The organism is Vibrio sp. 2130-1, assembly GCF_033339515.1.
The window spans coordinates 50385-67887 of the sequence record NZ_JAWOUT010000008.1; the positions used below are offsets into that span (position 1 = coordinate 50385).

Sequence of the window (17503 nt, forward strand, 5' to 3'; positions counted from 1 at the left end):
ACTACCGCGTTCGGATCAGGAAGTTGAGGAGTTTGATAGAGTAAACATTACTCTATCTGTTTACTTTTAAGTAATCACTTAAGTCACATTGACTACTTACGGAATCCCCATGGGATTGAAATTCAAACTTTCTGATGGGGGTGGTGGCTTCGCAGTTTAAATTAGACATATTTACTCTTTCCTTCATACCGATGACATGATGCCTGAAAATTCCTTTCCAAATAACAACCTTTTGATTGGCAACGGTTGTGGTCACTTCTACACTGCATATTGTTTGAAATAGGCCATCGAAAATACTTAGAACTTTGTTCCTTTTTCTGAAAACAGGATCAAACTTGAATTCCCCATTTGTATTCGTGGTGAAGCTACGTTCGAAAGAACTATTTGCTGACCGAATGTTAAGTACTACATTTGCATTCTTTATGGGAGTATCGTTCTTCGTAATACGTCCTTTTATGCTTGGTGTAAACACTTGAGCTTCCTTACCAAAAAATAAAAAGCCAACAGCAAAAACAGAAATCAGTACGAGTATGAGTAAAGCTGCAAACTGTTCTAAGAACAGAAAAACATTGTTGATCATCGCTTACAAATCAGTAGTCAGTGAATACACCTCGAATTGTTGCGTATTGTCTCGAGTGACTATAGCGAGTATCTAAATCGGTGAGACATAATTCACGATTTTTTTAGAAGTTTTGGAGGATAGAGTGACCCAGGCGATCTTTGTTTTGAATAAGAAGCACTGCGATATTGACAGATATAGCCAATATCGCATGTATATCGAAAATCACTTAAACGTCGAAGAGACTAGAATCAGCTTTTAGTTCGGAGGGTGTTACGCACGGCTTTTGGCGAGTAGCAGGTCGACTTTTCCTTTGGCTGTTTTACTGACCGTTTGCATCAACTGAAAACTTGGTTTTTCGACGCCTGAGTTTTCTATCCCTTCGACCATTAAGAGCCAAAGCTTGGCTGTCATTTGCGCATCGGCTAGTGCACGGTGGAAAACGCCGTCGTTGTCGATATTTTTATAGCGAACAAGTTCACTTAGCTTATGTGATGGGGCATCTTGAATGAGCCGTCTTGCCACCAGTAAGGAGCAAGCAAACTCACCCGAATAACCACAGTTGATTCGTTCAAGCTCTGCATCTAAAAATCGTTTATCGAAGGACGCGTTGTGAGCGATAAGGTTCTCGCCAGCAATGAACTCACTAAATGACGCCATTACCTCTTCGCAGCTTGGTGCCGATCGCAACATATTGTTGGTAATGCCGGTGTAGTTCTCAATGAAAGAACTCACTCTGAAACTGGGATTCATGAGTTGCTGAAAACTATCGACAACCTCGCCATTGACTAACTTTACTGCACCAATTTCTATTGCGCGATCACCTAAAGTAGGAGAGAGACCTGTGGTTTCAAAGTCGAGTACGACCACAGAGTTTGCTTGAGGCATAAAATTTTCCAGCTGAGTAATATTGCGCAAGAGTATTATCGAAAGCGACAGAAAAAGAAAGGCGAACACAATGGTGAATATCTGTCTATCTTTACTCCACAAAGTCAGTGTTCGTCGTCCACTGTTTATGGACAGGTACGTTCTGGCTTACCCATCGCGGCTTGTGCGGTAGCCTTATATTTCAAATGTTTTTCGGCTTTTCGATTCATTTCAATTAAGCATTAACTTTCGATACAACATACTGATTATAAATTGATTTTATAAATCAACTTCGGCATCATTCACGGCTTGATTTTGAGGATGAATATCATCACAGCAAAAAATTAGAACAACTTATAATGCGAGGCTAGGGAACGATGGAACCAATGAAGAATCATTATTTAGAGATACCTGAAGAAAGAAAATTGCGTATTTTTCGTGAAGAAGATGAAGATTTCTACAGCTTCTGGGAAAGAATGCTTGATGAAAAACAATCTTTTTATAAGCAACCTCTTAAAAGAATGAAAGGCGATGCTTGGGATTCGCTTCAGGCATTTTTTACTGCTTCAAAATATGGACAACATCAGGCCTCGCCAGCTTATATAAAAAGGGCGCTTGAGTTACTGAATAACGTCTACTTGCTGGCCAATCATTCAGACCAAGTGGTTGAATTCTCCGTTGGGCACCGACATTTTTCGGAAGTAGGTAACCGTTCTGTTGCAGGGGGAACGATGGATGCTTGGTTGGATGAAATCTGTTTAACGATGGCCGCGAGAGATTGGCGCTGCGTAGAGCTGATGACCATCATGGATGAGTCGTTAGTGCGTTTAAAAGATCCATTCGATGTTGCGCTAGTCGAGTTCGTTAACGGTGTATTTAGCAATTCATCAGCGTTACCTGAGTTATTGCAAACTGTGATGGAGAAATCTTCTCCGCAATACTTAGAGTCAACCAGAGTGCCATATGTACACTCTTTGTTTATTCCATTTGTGAATGTGTTTGTTGCCATTATCGATGGCGATGAGGCACATTATCAAGAGGCACTGAGGGATGCGTTAGAGGCGCATTACCAGTTCTACATAAATGAAGATGTTCGCTATTCGCCAAAAGGAAATGTTTCTCTGAAACTGACTGGTCTTGCTGCATTAGCATACGATAAGTATGGCTGGACGATTCCAGAAGCCGCATATTTACCTAAATGGCTTGTTTACGGTGAGCATGATCTTTGTTCTGCGTAAATCACTCTTAAGTTAAATCTATGTCCAACCGGAGGTTCAGCACGGAGGCATACGCAGAAAATACATCGCGAAAATGCAGTTTACGCCTCCGTTTTAACAAGTTACATTGTTGAAGCTTTGATTCAAAGGACAGAACAATGAGTGCCCACCTAAAACAGCTTTGTCATATCCATCTCTCTGGTAATAAAGAAGATTCTCCAGCCGAACACTTTGCGAAAATGACAAAGTGGTGCGAAGAGAACAACGTAAATCACGATGTCTACGGTGAGGGAGAAACGATTCAAGCGTTCGAGCAAAAGGTTGCCGATCTGCTGGGTTACGAGGCAGGGCTTTTTGTTGTAACAGGGACGATGACGCAGCCAACGGTGCTTGAAATTGTCACAAGACAAAAGCGTAATCCTATTGTCGCCATGCACGCATCTAGCCATATTCCGGTGCATGAAAAACAAGGCTATCAGCTTCAACATCGCTTTAGTATTTTGCCAGTAGGGAACCCTTATCAAACATGGAAGCTTGAGGATCTCACTGCTTGGCCGGATGAAATCGCAGCCGTTCTTTATGAACTCCCGATGCGAGAAATTGGTGGTCAGCTACCTTCATGGCAAGAACTGGAAGAAATCAAAGCGTACTGCGCCGAAAACAAAATTCATCTCCATATGGATGGCGCAAGACTTTGGGAAACCGCAGCTTACTATCAGAAAGAATACCGCGAGATCGCCGCTGGTTTTGATACGACCTATGTTTCACTTTACAAAGGCATCAACGGCATGGGCGGATCTATGTTGCTTGGCTCAAAGTCGTTCATTGAACTGGCTTCAATGTGGATGAAGCGGCAAGGTGGCAACCTCTATCACAGAACACCTTATGTGGTGTCTGCGGCAATGCAGTTTGATGAAAGGTTGTCACAAATGCCGGCTCTGTTTGAGCGAACAAAACAGATCTACAAGATCATTGAAGAGTTCCCATCTTTGGCGGTGAGACCAACCCAGCCTCAAGCAAACATGTTGCACCTTATCCTGCCATTTAGCTGCGAAGAGTTGAAAGAACTCCAACACACGTTTGCCACGGAAAAGGGCATTTGGTTTGGTAACCCGCAAGTCACGGCACATCCAAATCAATCGATTGTTGAATGGTATATTGGTGACTACCTGCTCAATCTTGGTGATGACGAATTAAGGTCGTTTTTCAATCAGTTACTCGGTAAGAAGGCATAAACTTATCAATATGCGAGCTTACTAACACGCCATACGCGACACTTCATGTATTCTTAATTGAAGCGAAGAAGAGGATTTATCAATGTCAAAAAGCTCCAAACTTCACAATGAAGACAAACTGGTTAAGAAGGCACTAGAGATTGGTGGGAAGATGGCGAAGCTACAAGGCTTTGACCTTCCTCAGTCACCACAACCTCTAAGAGTAAAAGCGATTTACCTATTCTTGGTTGATGCCAAACAGATCACCCCATTACCGGAAAGCAAGCTAGACGGCGCAAGCATCAAACACCGACTGGCAGTCTGGATACACAGTGCATTGCCAGACAACGACCCTCTAAAGTAGAAAACCTCATAAGTCATATAGGTCATTAATTAACAAGGCGAGCCAAATGGTTCGCCTTGTTTGATCTTGGCGAGTGCACCGAGGTCTTCTAATGTTTCGTTATCATTGATTTACAAAACAGCATCAAAAGGGCTAAAGATAAAGCCAGAGAAGCGCTACAATGCTCGCGTTGCAAGAGTGCAACCAAGAATACCCATTTACAGAAGCCTTGAAGTAACCATACATGTCTAAAGATTTCGAATTCACTACAGAATACACACTCGACAAGCCATTTTTTGCTGAGTGTTATGATCAAACTAGCCAGCCAGTTAAGTTCCCGCAAGCGTATTTGAAAGGGATCCTCTTTCTAATTTTTGGTGTGGTTTTATTGGAGTTTGAACTGCTACCTAACGGTTACGTCGGTTGGTTCTTTATCGTATTGAGTGTGATTGAAGCGTGCAGCGTTTACTTCAAAAGAACTTGGTGGCTGTGGCGTCAAACCATCAGCTCAAGCCGCGGCAGTAAAGTGGTGTTTGAAGTGAATGCAGATGGCGTGCGCTACAAAAGCGGTAAAGTTGACCGCAGCCTCGCTTGGAATGAAATCGACCAACTCGAACAAACTGATTTGGGCTTTATCCTTCACCTTGGCAAACAACGCCAATACATCAGCAAATCTTGCTTAAACGAAGAAGTGATCGCGTTTATGGTAGAGCAGCACGCGGCATCAAAAGCGAGCTAACCAGCTCATATCAAGCTGGAATGAGCGTTCTAAAAAGTAGGTGATATATGATCGAACATTGTAGCAAGTATATCGTCGATTCTGAATCAATTGGGTTTGATGTAGAAAGCTAATAAGGCTTAGAGGTTTCTCTTTCGGACATACTGCTTCGGTGTCATGCGCGCAATCTGCTTACACTCTCTAGTCATGTGTGCTTGATCGGAAAAGCCTTGCTCCAGCGCCAATTCCGATAAAGTAAGATCGGGTTGCGCTCGGAGTTGCTCTAAAGTGTGCTTCACTCGTTTAATGCGTTGGTAATGTTTAGGAGTAATCCCCAACCATTTCTGAAAATTGCGCTCTCTCTGGCGCTGACTGATGGTCCCTGTAGGTTGTTCAATAATGTGGCCGACATACTGCGGTTCATATTCCTCAATCAGTGTTTGAACCCAGCGATATAACGTAGAAATCCTTGCATATGGCGAACGCGCTGTTTGCAGAGACTCAAATGTTGCTAGTGCAGAAGAAGCCAAAGGGTGGTCGTCTTGAATCCGCAATAGCTGTTCTAGACGTTTACCAAATAGTTGATAACCAACAGCAGGATGAAAGCGTACGCCAGTCATCACCGTGCCTGGCGGTAGGCAGACTTGATGTGCCAGAATGCTCACAGGTAGTAGGACAACCCCTGGCGTTTGCCACTCACCATCCATTTGTACATCATTCTGTAAAATGAATACCACACCTGTACCAGCATCACTGAGTAATTGTTTACGTACGGTTTGCGTCGTATCAGGTTTGACGGATGCTGACCAAATGGCTTGAACATAGCCAGCTAAAGCCTTTTGAGGTTTTAAAATATCAAATTCTAAGTTCAAATGAATCATCCTATTTAACCTCAACTTAAATGAGAAAGTGATACACATGTACTTTTCATCCTATTAAGCTGAGGTATAAGCAGTGGCTTACAAGTAAGAACCGTCAAATAGAATTATCGAGGTTTATAGACTCCAACCTTTGGCTTAAATGCCTTAACTATTCGGTTCCAACTATTGATCGCGTTGATCGCAATTGTTAGGTTGACCATAGCTTCTTCTCCAAAGGTATTCAAGGTCAGCTGATAGGTATCATCATCTACTGGTAGGCCAGCAGTTAGTAATTCAGCCCAGCCAAGCGCAACGTGTTCTGCATCGCTGTAGAATGGCATATCTTTCCATGCACTAAGCCCCCATATGCGTTCCGGCTTTTCACCTAACTTAAGCGCATCTTTACTATGCATGTCGATACAAAATGCACATTGATTGATTTGCGATATGCGTAACTTAACCAGTTCCCATATGATCATGTTCATAGTTTCTGATTGGCTAAATTGTTCATGGAAGTAAGCTTCCTGAGCGTATAGGATTTCTATTGCTTTTGGCGCTACTTCAATATAGTTGAGTCGTTTTTTCATGGTCATTCTCCTCTGTTTTTTACATAGTAAAAAACGCTCTTAGCAAAAGATTGAAGATTTTCGACATGTACTCAATAAAGTTAGATAAAAGAGTGAACGACGAAAGCGAAAAGTGTACCTATTGGAAACCAAGAAAACTTATGCCAATTAACAAAGTATTGCTCTAAATAATGGACTTAAGGTTGGCGTCTATTTTTACTCCACCACCTTCCGTAAACGAGCAAAAGGTGCTGAGTTACCTATATACACACCAGCCGCAACGATAAAGACGCCTAAAACATTTTCCCATTGAGCCTGCTCACCAGAAATGAACGAAATCAGTAGAGTGAATACCGGCATAATATTAAATAATGGAGACATCTTATCTGGACCAAGAACGATAGCGCCTTTCATCCAAAAGTAATAAGCAATCAAAGTTCCAAACAGGCTCATGTAAGCTATTAATGCTAGGTCTTTAAATGTTATGGCATTTAAGCTACGGCTAAAGTCGCCGTGGTACATCGCTATAGCGACCATTTGAATGGCACCAATACTTAACACCCAACGTAACTGCTGAGTTACTGGGATATGAGATGTTAAACGCTTCGCTAGAATTGTGTATAAACACCCACTAATTAAAGCAAATAACATGTATAGATCACCAATATTACTATTGCTGCTAATAGAATGAATATTTCCCCCTGTAATGACGATTACCACTCCGCAAAAACTGATTAGTGCACCTAAAATAGTTTTAACCGAAATGGAAGTCTTGAGAATAAAGCCCGACAACAAGATAGTGACAAGTGGTAGGTTTGCCTGAACAACCGCTGCGTTAACTGGGGTAGTAAATCTCATTGCAGAGAAAATAGAGAAGTTTTGGATAGTTACACCCACGGTTGCTATAACAAACAACGACAACATACTTTTTCGTGTGAGTTTGGCTCCATATGGAGAGCGTTTAGTACCTCTTATCAGTAAGAGTATTAAAGCTGCAACGGAAAATCGTAACGTCGCTGAATCCAAAGGAGAGACATCGCTATTAATAGCCTTTATTACGTTAAAGTTACTAGACCAAAAAAAGATAGCGACAACAACACCGCACCAAATTGATAAATGCTTAGACATAGATCTTCCTGATAAAAATTAACTTGACGCGATAATGCTATATATTTCATATTTGATTTTTAATAGCCAAATTTAAGAGGGTTAATCCCAAATATGGAACGTCACTCTTTGGATGACCTTTTGTTATTCGTTTCTGTTGCTCGCTATCAAAGCCTAACACAAGCATCTGAGCGTCTTAATGTCCCGTTAGCCACGCTAAGCCGGAAGTTAAAAAGGCTAGAAACAAACTTAAATTGCAGACTATTTAACCGCAGTGCACACCACTTTGCGTTAACAACTGATGGCGAAAAATATTATCAACTCTGTGAGCCGTTACTTCTTAGCTTAAATAATGTGACATCGAGAATTGCGACTGAGCGTCAGTCTTTAAGCGGAACGATCAAAATATCAGCGCCAATTAACATGACACAGATGTGGTTAAAGCGGTGCGTTTATGAATTTGCAGAGCAACATCCGAAGATATGTATCGATTTAGATGTACAGAATGAAAAAATCAATCTTGTATCTAACCGTGTCGATGTTAGTTTTCGTCTTGGTGATCTTATTGAACAAGACTGGATTGCTCAGAAATTATGGTCGATTCCATTTGCGCTTTGTGCATCACGAAGCTATTTAGAACAACACCAACCGATTACCCATCCAGAACAACTTGTTCATCATCGCCTAATTACGGTAAACAACGACTGCCAATGGAAATTAGTTAATCAAATCACCAATGAAACATTTGATCATCCGCTAAAGTTTCAATTCACTTCAAATGATGTACTGCTAGTTAGAGACGCCGTCATCCATGGTTTAGGAATTGCGTGGATTCCAACCTATTACTTTCATGAGCTAAATCATGATCAACATAACCTGCTGCCTTTGTTGCCAGAATGGCAATGCTCGGGTAAAGAAGTATTCATTATGTATCGAGACCGCGATAAAAGGCCTGCAAGAGTTGATGCATTTATTGAACATGTCTTAAATTGGAAAAATCGCATTCAAATGTTTGCTTGAAAGAGGTTTATCACATTGTGCTGTGCCGGTAACCTCAATTGAAGCTTCATGACTCTGCTTCAATTGAGTTCATTTATTTAACCTCTAAAAGAATCATGAATACATAGGCAGTTAATGGGATTCGAGTTTACAAGTGATTCGGTCAGCTAAAACTCAAGCTAAGTAGAAAGTATTTGCAGTTGTATTTGCCTCTGAAAATCGTTTAGAGCTTTCTCATCCGCGAAGTTCTATAAGAAATTATTAAGGATATATTTGTGTGCGATTTCGTGAAAAAAATTATTGTAGGTTTACTTTTCAGTGCTTCGTCTTTTGCTTCCTTAAGTCAATATGTTCCAGCAATGAATGATAAGAACGGTTATGTAGAACCATTTCAGATGTTTGATAATGTCTATTATGTAGGAGACAAGTGGGTCTCATCATATGCCATTGCTACAGACGACGGACTCGTTATCATTGATACGCTTGACTTCCCTTACTCTGAGTGGATACCTATCAACCTAGAGAAGCTAGGGCTAAAAGATAAGCCAATAACGCACATATTGGTAACTCATGGGCATTCTGACCACGTTGGGGGCGCCCAGTTACTTCAAGAGAAGTATGGTTCCAAAGTCGTGATGACCAAAAGCGCTCATGAACTATCTATACAGCAATCAAACAAAAGCGAAGGTGAGAACAAGTTCCTTCCTCCAAATTTAGACATAGAGATAAAAAGCGATAGCTCCATGGTTATTGGTGGACATGAGTTTAAGTTCTATCTCACACCTGGCCACACGGAAGGTGACTATTCCTTAGACTTCGCTGTTGAAGATAATGGCGAACAATATCGTGCTTTTATCGTTGGTGGGCATAGCGTAAGTAGCAATGATCCAGAAGTTATTGGCCAGTTCCTGACTAGCATGGAGAAAATTAGAAAAATTTCACTACAGGCACCTATTGTGAACGTTAACCTTTCGAACCATCCACATAAAAATTTCCTTTTTGAAAATAGGAAGAAGCTCGGCACAAGCGGTAACCCGTTTATCAGTGAGGCAAACTTCTTCATGTTCCTTAAGCAACAAGAAGATTTAGCTAAGGGAAAACTAGAAGAACTATAATACCATGGTATACGAGCAGCCTTCGTTATTAGGTTAGAGATTTGCTCTTGAGTTATAGCTAAGGCTTTAATAAGTTGCTCAATCAAGATTCGACACTGGTAGCAGCTATATTGTTTGTCGGTTCTAGTGACAAAGGCGCTGTGCGTAAACATTCGTATTGTGTGCCTTAAACCTTTGCAAGGCGTTACGTGCTTTCTGGAAAAGTCTCAAAATAGCGTACAATTAGCGTTTTGACACAGCGGAAATCATCATGGCCAAAACTGTTCAGCAGCAAATCGGAAACATTGCTCTAGTCGTTGAAAATTACGACGATGCTATCGAGTTCTATACTCAAAAACTTCAATTCACTCTGGTTGAAGATACCCACCTAGGTGGTGGTAAACGCTGGGTTCAAGTTTCTCCTCCAAACTCCAATGGTACAAACCTACTTTTAGCTCAAGCGAGTACACCGGAGCAAACGCATGCAGTAGGAAATCAAACAGGTGGTCGTGTTCCAAGATCTCTATGGTAATAAATGGGACTTACTGCAACTGAACTGAGAAACTACACAGCACCTGCATAACATAGTGTTCATGAGGAGTTTCCAACAAGCTTTTAAGGCCTGAGATATTAGTGCTAATTCAAAGGTTCTCAGAAGTCACTGTATTTCTAAATCACTTTTGTGCAAACAATAACTAGCCATCATTCCTTCTCGATGTATCAACAAATGTTAGGGCGGCACACCAAAAACAAAGGCGAACCAATCGGTTCGCCTTTGTTTATTTAGATTCTACAAAAATTAATCTTCGTAGTTATCGATGCTTGGGCATGAACAGATTAGGTTACGGTCGCCGTATACGTTATCCACGCGATTTACCGTTGGCCAGTACTTCCAAGATTTGGTCGCTTTAGACGGGAAGCAGCCAATCTCGCGAGAGTAAGGGCGGTCCCAATCTTCAGCTGAAAGATCAACTTGTGTGTGTGGCGCGTTAACAAGTGGGTTGTTATCCAGTGGCCATTCACCGTTTTTCACTTTCTCCATTTCTTCGCGGATAGCGATCATCGCATCACAGAAGCGGTCCAGCTCTTCTAGATCTTCCGATTCCGTTGGCTCAACCATTAGCGTGCCCGCTACAGGGAACGACATAGTTGGTGCGTGGAAACCGTAGTCCATTAGACGTTTCGCGATGTCTTCTTCGCTGATACCTGTTTCTTCTTTCAGCGGACGAATGTCGATAATACATTCGTGCGCTACGCGGCCATTTTTGCCACGGTAAAGAACAGGGTAGTGTTGGCGAAGTGTTTCCATCACGTAGTTTGCGTTCAGAATTGCTACTTTTGTAGCATCTGTTAGGCCAGCTTCGCCCATCATTGCGATGTAAGCCCAAGAGATAGGTAGGATAGAAGCGCTACCCATATCTGCTGCTGATACTGCGAAATCTGCGCCTTCTACACCGTCTTCAATATGCCCTGGTAGGAAAGGAGCTAGGTGAGATTTCACACCGATAGGACCCATACCCGGACCGCCACCACCGTGCGGGATGCAGAAGGTTTTGTGTAGGTTTAGGTGAGAAACGTCTGAACCGATGAAGCCTGGTGATGTTAGACCAACCTGCGCGTTCATGTTAGCGCCGTCTAGGTAAACCTGACCACCAGCGGCATGAACCATTTCACACACTTCTTTCACTTTCTCTTCGTAAACGCCGTGCGTAGAAGGGTAAGTGATCATAATGCTTGATAGGTTGTCTTTGTGTTTCTCGATTTTCGCTGCTAGGTCGTCGATGTCGATGTTGCCTTCTTCATCACACTTAACCACAACCACTTTCATTGACACCATAGATGCTGTCGCAGGGTTAGTACCGTGCGCAGAGCTTGGGATCAAACATACGTTGCGGTGACCTTCGCCACGGCTTTCGTGGTAGCGTTGAATCGCGATAAGACCTGCGTACTCACCCGATGCACCAGAGTTTGGTTGTAGTGAGAATGCGTCATAGCCAGTGATTTCACATAGCTTTTCTTTAAGATCTTTTGCGAGTGCTGCGTAACCAGCTGCTTGTTCTGCTGGTGCGAACGGGTGGATCGAACCAAACTCAGGCCAAGTTACTGGAATCATCTCTGCTGCTGCGTTCAGCTTCATCGTACAGCTGCCCAGTGGGATCATGCCGTGCGTGAGTGAGAAGTCTTTGTTCTCTAGCTGTTTTAGGTAACGCATCATCTGTGTTTCGCTGTGGTGCGTGTTAAACACAGGGTGTGTTAGATATTCTGTTGTGCGGCGCAATGCTTCTGGAATGGCTGCAAACTCGTTGCCTGCGATTTCAGTTGATAGTGCTGCGACTTCTTCTTTCACACCGAATACTGCGAATAGGGCTTCTACATCTGCCACGGTTGTGGTTTCGTCGAAGCTCACACCTAGCTGAGTACCCAACTTACGTAGGTTGATGTCTGCGGCTAGTGCTTTCGCGTATAGGTCTTCAGTTTGTGCACCTGTGTTGATAGTAATGGTGTCGAAGAAGCTGTTGTGAGCAAGCTCGAAGCCGCCTTTAGTTAGGCCAGCGGCTAGGATGGCTGTCATGTGGTGCGTACGACGAGCAATCGTGCGTAGACCTTCTGCGCCGTGGTAAACCGCGTAGAAAGACGCCATGTTCGCTAGCAGTGCTTGAGCAGTACAGATGTTTGAAGTCGCTTTTTCACGACGGATGTGCTGTTCACGCGTTTGCATTGCCATACGCAGTGCTTGGTTACCGTTGGTATCGATAGAAACACCGATAACACGACCAGGCATTGTACGCTTGTGCTTATCACGAGTTGCCATGAAAGCAGCGTGTGGACCGCCGTAACCCATCGGCACGCCAAAACGTTGTGCTGAACCGATTGCTACGTCTGCGCCCATTTCACCTGCAGGTTTAAGTAGGGTAGAAGCAAGAAGGTCCGTTGCTACAGTCACTAGTGTTTTGTTTGCTTGCGCTTTAGCGATGATGTCCGTTAGGTCACGAACTTCACCTGTTGTACTTGGGTATTGAACTAGTGCACCGAACACGTCTTGCTCTGATAGTGATTCTAAAGAACCAACCAAGACTTCAAAGCCGATGAATTTCGCACGAGTTTTTACCACTTCGATGGTTTGTGGGTGAACGTCGTCAGCAACGAAGAATACGTTGCTCTTGCTTTTACCCGCACGCTTACAAAGTGTCATCGCTTCTGCTGCTGCCGTTGCTTCATCGAGCAATGACGCGTTCGCGATTTCCATACCAGTAAGATCCATCACCATTTGTTGGTAGTTTAGAAGTGCTTCTAAACGACCTTGTGAGATCTCTGGTTGGTAAGGGGTGTAAGCAGTGTACCAGCCCGGGTTTTCCATCACGTTGCGTAGAATCACGTTCGGCGTGAAGGTGTTGTAGTAACCCTGACCAATGAATGTACGTTTAACTTGGTTCTGATCGGCGAACTTACGCATGGCTGCCAGCATGTCTGCTTCGCTTTTCGCTTCTGCCAAGCTCATTGGTTGCTCTAGGCGAATTTGTGCTGGTACGGTTTCGTCGATAAGCGAATCTAGGCTAACTGCGTTGATCGCTTCCAACATTTTCTGTTGGTCAGATTTGTTTGGTCCATTGTGGCGAGCAACGAACTCGTTTTGTGTGCTGAGGCTTTGAAGTAATTCAGTCATTGTCCTTTACCTACTCCTTGGTTCGGGTAACGGATTTGCGTTACTGATAAATTAAATTATACGTCCGAACCTAGAAAAAAAGCTGTTCTCTAAACAGGCTAGGGAACAGCTTTCGTCACATCCTAATTACTCTTCTTCGATAGAGTTTAGGTATTCGTCTGCGTCTTTCAGGTTATCTAGTTCAGATACATCAGACATCTTCACTTTTACGATCCAGCCACCTTCGTACGGCTCTTCGTTAATTAGCTCTGGGCTGTCTTCTAGTTCTTCATTGATTTCTACGATTTCACCAGTGATTGGTGCGTAGATGTCTGACGCTGCTTTTACAGATTCAACGAGAGAGAAGCTTTCACCTGCTTCAACTTCGTCTTCTACGTCTGGTAGGTCAACGAATACCACGTCACCTAGCATTTCTTGTGCATGCTCAGAAATACCAATTGTTACTGTGCCGTCACCGTTGTCACGTACCCACTCGTGGCTATCTGCAAACTTCAGTGTTTTGTCCATTGCTTAATCTCCGAATAACTTGTCAGGAATTATTATGATTTCAAAAAAATCGTTTACTGGTATAGAGGAAAGCGACTGCAAAGTTCTTTTACTTCTTTGCGAACGCGTTTTTCAACTTCTGCGTCACCTTCAGGGTTGTTCACTAAACCGTCCAGTACGTCACCAATCCAATTACCGATGAGTTTGAATTCTTCAGCGCCAAAGCCGCGGCTTGTACCCGCAGGCGTTCCTAAACGGATGCCCGATGTAATCATAGGCTTCTCTGTATCGAATGGGATGCCATTTTTGTTACATGTGATCCCAGCACGCTCTAGAGCTTCTTCTGCTTTATTACCTTTCAACCCTTTCGGACGAAGGTCAACCAGCATTAGGTGCGTGTCTGTGCCACCAGTTACGATGTCGCAACCGCGAGTTTGCAATACTTCCGCTAGGACTTTTGCGTTATTGATCACCGAATCAATATAAGTTTTAAATTCAGGGCCAAGCGCTTCACCAAATGCGACCGCTTTGGCTGCGATAACGTGCATCAGTGGGCCACCTTGTAGGCCAGGGAATACGGCTGAGTTGATTTTCTTAATGATGTCTTCGTGGTTAGTAAGAATCATACCGCCGCGAGGGCCACGCAATGTTTTGTGTGTTGTAGTCGTAACAACGTGTGCGTGTGGCAGTGGGCTAGGGTGTGCGCCTGTTGCGATAAGACCAGCGATGTGCGCCATGTCGACCATAAGAATTGCATTTACTTCGTCTGCGATTTCACGGAATTTTGCAAAGTCGATAGTACGTGGAATAGCGCTACCACCTGCGATGATCATTTTAGGTTGGTGCTCAAGTGCAAGCTCACGAACATCTTCGTAGTTAATTTCTAGTGTTTCGCGATCAACACCGTATTGAACTGCATTAAACCATTTACCAGAAAGTGCAGGGCGTGCGCCGTGCGTCAGGTGACCACCTGCGTCTAAAGACATACCAAGAATGGTGTCACCAGGTTGAAGCAGTGCCAGCTTTACTGCGCCGTTTGCTTGTGCGCCTGAGTGTGGTTGAACGTTTGCGTATTCACAATTGAAAAGTTTTTTTGCGCGTTCGATAGCAATGGCTTCCACTGTATCTACGTGCTCACAACCACCATAGTAACGGCGACCTGGGTACCCTTCAGCGTATTTGTTTGTTAGGCATGTGCCTTGAGCTTGCATTACCGCTTTAGAAACAATGTTCTCAGAAGCGATAAGTTCGATTTGTTCGTTTTGGCGAGCGGATTCCGCTTGAATTCCAGCAAAGACAGCATCATCTGTCGCAGAGAGGTTGGTAGAGAAAAAGTTTTCCAAGCTGTGGTTAGGGTAACTCTTATTCATGGTAGTTGACCTTCCAAATCTGAAAATGAACCCGCAATAGATGAGTTATGATTTGCGGTTGTGGTTCATTTGTCCTCAAAAACAGCTGAACTGCGTAGCAGAACAGAGTGAACATCCGGCCCTAAATTTGGGCAAAAACTCCGTTGGATTGCGTGTTTCTTTTACCAATCTCTTACGGAAATATGCATCTCTACATCTAACAAGTTGGTAACATAGCGCCTGTGGCGGGAACAATCAACCAAAAATTTCCTATAGGAAACAAGATTTCAAAATTTGTTAACAAGAGCACGGTTTAATTCACTTGGTGGACTTCTATCCACTATGTGCTTCATGCACAATGCGAGTAAGACAAAAAATATGGATATCTATAGAGGGATTTATGGCAGAAAGTATTTACGATGAATACCCATCGATGACGTTGGCAAAAGAGCAACATGACCAAAATATTGAGCCGTTAAAACTGGGCCAGCGTATTAAGGATATCCGCTCGAAACTCGGTATCACATTAGAAGAGGCCAGTCAGCGAACCGGGCTTGCTCGATCTACACTGAGCAAAATAGAAAATGAGCAGATCTCCCCGACGTTTCAAGCGATGCAAAAATTGGCACTAGGCTTACAAATTGACATGCCACAACTCTTTGAGCCACCTAGAAAAAAGGTAGCGACAGGGCGCAGGGATGTTACCAAGAAGAATGAAGGTAAACCACACCCAACACAAACCTATGAACATGAACTGCTCGCGACACAACTTTCCAATAAGAAAATGATGCCGTTTAAGAGCCAAATTCGAGCTCGTAGTTTTGATGAATATAAAGACTGGGTTCGTCATGACGGCGAAGAATTTTTACTTATCTTATCTGGCGAGGTTATGTTCTATTCTGAGTTTTACGAACCTGTTGTTTTAAGCGAGGGAGACAGCGTTTATTACGATGCAAATATGGGACATATGTTGACCAGTGTTAGCGAGGAAGATGCGCTCATTTTGTGGGTGACAGCCAAATAGTGATAAATACTTGTAAATTTCCTATAGTGAAAGCAAACGATTGCTGTTGGTGGTCGTTATGATGAAAAAGCGCTTTTTTGATGAGAACTTGCTCATTAAAGCGCTTTTTTTGTACGATTTGTTGTGATTAAAATGTTAAGAGTCACACTTTTGCAAGTCGATCTACGTCTTGTTCGTGCAAAATAGAATGAGCCATGTTTATTATTGGAAACACATCGAATGCCGATAGCATTCTCGGGTCTATCTAAATGGAGACGAAAATGACTCAAGAACTACTGAAAACACCACTACACGCACTTCACGTTGAAGTTGGTGCCAAAATGGTCCCGTTCGCGGGTTACGATATGCCTGTTCAGTATCCTCTAGGCGTAAAGAAGGAACACTTACATACTCGTGATGCGGCAGGTCTGTTTGATGTTTCTCACATGGGACAGCTTCGCCTAATTGGTGACGGTGCAGCTGCGTTCCTAGAAACATTAGTCCCAGTGGATATTGTGGATCTTGAGTCTGGTAAACAGCGTTACGCTTTTTTCACTAATGAAGAGGGCGGCATCATGGACGACTTGATGGTGGCTAACCTAGGCGATCATCTGTTTGTGGTTGTGAACGCAGCATGTAAAGCGCAAGATATCGCACACCTACAAGCGCATTTACCATCTGGTGTTGAGCTAGAAACTATCGAAGACCGAGCTCTACTTGCAATCCAAGGCCCTAAAGCGGCGGCTGTATTGGCGCGTTTTGCACCAGAAGTTTCTGAAATGCTGTTCATGGATATTCGTAAAGTCGATATTTTAGGCGCCGAGTGCATTGTTTCTCGTAGTGGTTATACAGGCGAAGACGGTTACGAAATCTCGGTTCCTGCTGACAAAGCGGAAGAGTTAGCACGTAAACTGACTGCGGAAAATGAAGTTGAATGGATTGGCCTTGGTGCTCGTGATTCACTTCGTCTTGAGTGTGGCCTTTGTCTATACGGTCATGACCTAGACACAACAACAACACCCGTTGAAGCGAGCTTGCTATGGGGTATCCAAAAAGTTCGTCGTATTGGTGGTGAACGTGAAGGTGGTTTCCCTGGCGCAGACATTATTCTTAAGCAGATTGAGACTAAAGATGTGGCGCGTAAGCGTGTGGGTCTAGTAGGTCAAACCAAAGCGCCAGTGCGTGAAGGTGTTGAACTGTTTGATGCTGACGGCGTTAAAATTGGCGTTGTAACCAGCGGTACGGCGGGCCCGAATGCAGGTAAGCCAGTCTCAATGGGGTATGTTCGTGCGGATTTGGCGGCGATTGGTACTGAAGTGTTCGCTGAAGTGCGTGGTAAAATGCTACCAATGACAGTTGAAAAAATGCCGTTCGTACCACAACGTTACTACCGTGGTTAAAACGAATTGAAACAAAAATGCCGAGCTTTGTAGCTCGGCATTTTTTATGTCTTCTTT

Annotated in this window: 16 protein-coding genes and 1 pseudogene; 9 read left to right on the plus strand and 8 right to left on the minus strand. The window is 43.4% G+C overall.

Going from position 1 to position 17503, the window contains the following annotated elements; genetic code table 11:
• Positions 1-52: 52 nt before the first annotated feature.
• Positions 53-580: a DUF6795 domain-containing protein gene (locus R7Q09_RS13735; RefSeq protein ID WP_213866366.1), complete on the minus strand. Its 528-nt coding sequence runs from the start codon at positions 578-580 to the stop codon at positions 53-55.
• A gap of 252 nt (positions 581-832) precedes the next feature.
• Positions 833-1447, minus strand: a complete 615-nt coding sequence (locus R7Q09_RS13740) for a PolC-type DNA polymerase III (protein WP_171053569.1) — start codon at positions 1445-1447, stop codon at positions 833-835.
• A 356-nt stretch (positions 1448-1803) separates the two neighbouring features.
• Between R7Q09_RS13740 and R7Q09_RS13745 the strand changes: the two genes are divergently transcribed.
• The 4 genes from R7Q09_RS13745 to R7Q09_RS13760 all read left to right on the plus strand — a co-directional run bounded on the left by R7Q09_RS13745 (position 1804) and on the right by R7Q09_RS13760 (position 4939).
• Positions 1804-2664, plus strand: coding sequence for an immunity 49 family protein (locus tag R7Q09_RS13745; RefSeq protein WP_086047428.1), 861 nt, complete (start codon positions 1804-1806; stop codon positions 2662-2664).
• A gap of 137 nt (positions 2665-2801) precedes the next feature.
• Positions 2802-3878 (plus strand): threonine aldolase family protein, encoded by a 1077-nt coding sequence (locus tag R7Q09_RS13750; RefSeq protein ID WP_033906520.1) that lies wholly within the window; start codon positions 2802-2804, stop codon positions 3876-3878.
• Positions 3879-3960: 82 nt separating this feature from the next.
• Positions 3961-4221 carry a DUF5062 family protein gene (locus R7Q09_RS13755; RefSeq protein ID WP_005376453.1) on the plus strand — a complete coding sequence of 87 codons (261 nt, stop codon included), beginning with the start codon at positions 3961-3963 and terminating at the stop codon, positions 4219-4221.
• 223 nt (positions 4222-4444) lie between these two features.
• A complete protein-coding gene (locus R7Q09_RS13760) occupies positions 4445-4939 on the plus strand; it encodes a YcxB family protein (protein ID WP_005388773.1) in 495 nt (164 codons plus the stop codon).
• A gap of 119 nt (positions 4940-5058) precedes the next feature.
• Here R7Q09_RS13760 and R7Q09_RS13765 read toward each other — a convergent pair whose 3' ends face one another.
• The 3 genes from R7Q09_RS13765 to R7Q09_RS13775 form a co-directional block, all read right to left on the minus strand.
• On the minus strand, positions 5059-5799 hold the full coding sequence (locus tag R7Q09_RS13765; protein ID WP_213904460.1) for a helix-turn-helix domain-containing protein: 741 nt from the start codon (positions 5797-5799) through the stop codon (positions 5059-5061).
• Positions 5800-5903: 104 nt separating this feature from the next.
• Positions 5904-6365 (minus strand): carboxymuconolactone decarboxylase family protein, encoded by a 462-nt coding sequence (locus R7Q09_RS13770; protein WP_005376442.1) that lies wholly within the window; start codon positions 6363-6365, stop codon positions 5904-5906.
• A 195-nt stretch (positions 6366-6560) separates the two neighbouring features.
• Positions 6561-7472 (minus strand): DMT family transporter, encoded by a 912-nt coding sequence (locus R7Q09_RS13775; protein ID WP_005388780.1) that lies wholly within the window; start codon positions 7470-7472, stop codon positions 6561-6563.
• A gap of 108 nt (positions 7473-7580) precedes the next feature.
• Here R7Q09_RS13775 and R7Q09_RS13780 point away from each other — a divergent pair, with 108 nt between their 5' ends.
• The 3 genes and pseudogenes from R7Q09_RS13780 (at position 7581) to R7Q09_RS13790 (ending at position 10104) form a co-directional block, all read left to right on the plus strand.
• A complete protein-coding gene (locus R7Q09_RS13780; RefSeq protein WP_250156979.1) occupies positions 7581-8471 on the plus strand; it encodes a LysR family transcriptional regulator in 891 nt (296 codons plus the stop codon).
• Positions 8472-8737: 266 nt separating this feature from the next.
• Positions 8738-9565 (plus strand): MBL fold metallo-hydrolase, encoded by an 828-nt coding sequence (locus R7Q09_RS13785; protein ID WP_235213038.1) that lies wholly within the window; start codon positions 8738-8740, stop codon positions 9563-9565.
• Between the two features lie 250 nt (positions 9566-9815).
• Positions 9816-10104 (plus strand): annotated as a pseudogene (locus R7Q09_RS13790) (VOC family protein).
• Positions 10105-10343: 239 nt separating this feature from the next.
• On the opposite strand, the gene gcvP reads toward R7Q09_RS13790, so the two are convergent.
• From gcvP to R7Q09_RS13805, 3 genes are all read right to left on the minus strand, one after another.
• Entirely contained in the window at positions 10344-13208 is a 2865-nt protein-coding gene (gene gcvP, locus R7Q09_RS13795) for an aminomethyl-transferring glycine dehydrogenase (protein ID WP_213969406.1), read from the minus strand.
• A 126-nt stretch (positions 13209-13334) separates the two neighbouring features.
• Positions 13335-13715, minus strand: a complete 381-nt coding sequence (gene gcvH, locus R7Q09_RS13800; protein WP_005376432.1) for a glycine cleavage system protein GcvH — start codon at positions 13713-13715, stop codon at positions 13335-13337.
• A gap of 53 nt (positions 13716-13768) precedes the next feature.
• A complete protein-coding gene (locus R7Q09_RS13805) occupies positions 13769-15064 on the minus strand; it encodes a serine hydroxymethyltransferase (protein ID WP_005376430.1) in 1296 nt (431 codons plus the stop codon).
• A 379-nt stretch (positions 15065-15443) separates the two neighbouring features.
• On the opposite strand from R7Q09_RS13805, the gene R7Q09_RS13810 reads away from it, so the two are divergent.
• A complete protein-coding gene (locus R7Q09_RS13810) occupies positions 15444-16067 on the plus strand; it encodes a helix-turn-helix domain-containing protein (RefSeq protein ID WP_005376429.1) in 624 nt (207 codons plus the stop codon).
• 260 nt (positions 16068-16327) lie between these two features.
• A complete protein-coding gene (gcvT, locus tag R7Q09_RS13815; protein ID WP_213968417.1) occupies positions 16328-17446 on the plus strand; it encodes a glycine cleavage system aminomethyltransferase GcvT in 1119 nt (372 codons plus the stop codon).
• The last annotated feature ends 57 nt before the right edge of the window (positions 17447-17503 follow it).

Bases quoted from the DNA above. Each gene is read 5' to 3' on its own strand.
- gcvH (WP_005376432.1), bottom strand. From the start codon at position 13,715: ATGGACAAAACACTGAAGTTTGCAGATAGCCACGAGTGGGTACGTGAC.
- R7Q09_RS13750 (WP_033906520.1), top strand. From the start codon at position 2,802: ATGAGTGCCCACCTAAAACAGCTTTGTCATATCCATCTCTCTGGTAAT.
- R7Q09_RS13775 (WP_005388780.1), bottom strand. From the start codon at position 7,472: ATGTCTAAGCATTTATCAATTTGGTGCGGTGTTGTTGTCGCTATCTTT.
- R7Q09_RS13770 (WP_005376442.1), bottom strand. From the start codon at position 6,365: ATGAAAAAACGACTCAACTATATTGAAGTAGCGCCAAAAGCAATAGAA.
- R7Q09_RS13740 (WP_171053569.1), bottom strand. From the start codon at position 1,447: ATGCCTCAAGCAAACTCTGTGGTCGTACTCGACTTTGAAACCACAGGT.
- gcvP (WP_213969406.1), bottom strand. From the start codon at position 13,208: ATGACTGAATTACTTCAAAGCCTCAGCACACAAAACGAGTTCGTTGCT.
- R7Q09_RS13760 (WP_005388773.1), top strand. From the start codon at position 4,445: ATGTCTAAAGATTTCGAATTCACTACAGAATACACACTCGACAAGCCA.
- R7Q09_RS13745 (WP_086047428.1), top strand. From the start codon at position 1,804: ATGGAACCAATGAAGAATCATTATTTAGAGATACCTGAAGAAAGAAAA.
- R7Q09_RS13810 (WP_005376429.1), top strand. From the start codon at position 15,444: ATGGCAGAAAGTATTTACGATGAATACCCATCGATGACGTTGGCAAAA.
- gcvT (WP_213968417.1), top strand. From the start codon at position 16,328: ATGACTCAAGAACTACTGAAAACACCACTACACGCACTTCACGTTGAA.
- R7Q09_RS13755 (WP_005376453.1), top strand. From the start codon at position 3,961: ATGTCAAAAAGCTCCAAACTTCACAATGAAGACAAACTGGTTAAGAAG.
- R7Q09_RS13735 (WP_213866366.1), bottom strand. From the start codon at position 580: ATGATCAACAATGTTTTTCTGTTCTTAGAACAGTTTGCAGCTTTACTC.
- R7Q09_RS13765 (WP_213904460.1), bottom strand. From the start codon at position 5,799: ATGATTCATTTGAACTTAGAATTTGATATTTTAAAACCTCAAAAGGCT.
- R7Q09_RS13805 (WP_005376430.1), bottom strand. From the start codon at position 15,064: ATGAATAAGAGTTACCCTAACCACAGCTTGGAAAACTTTTTCTCTACC.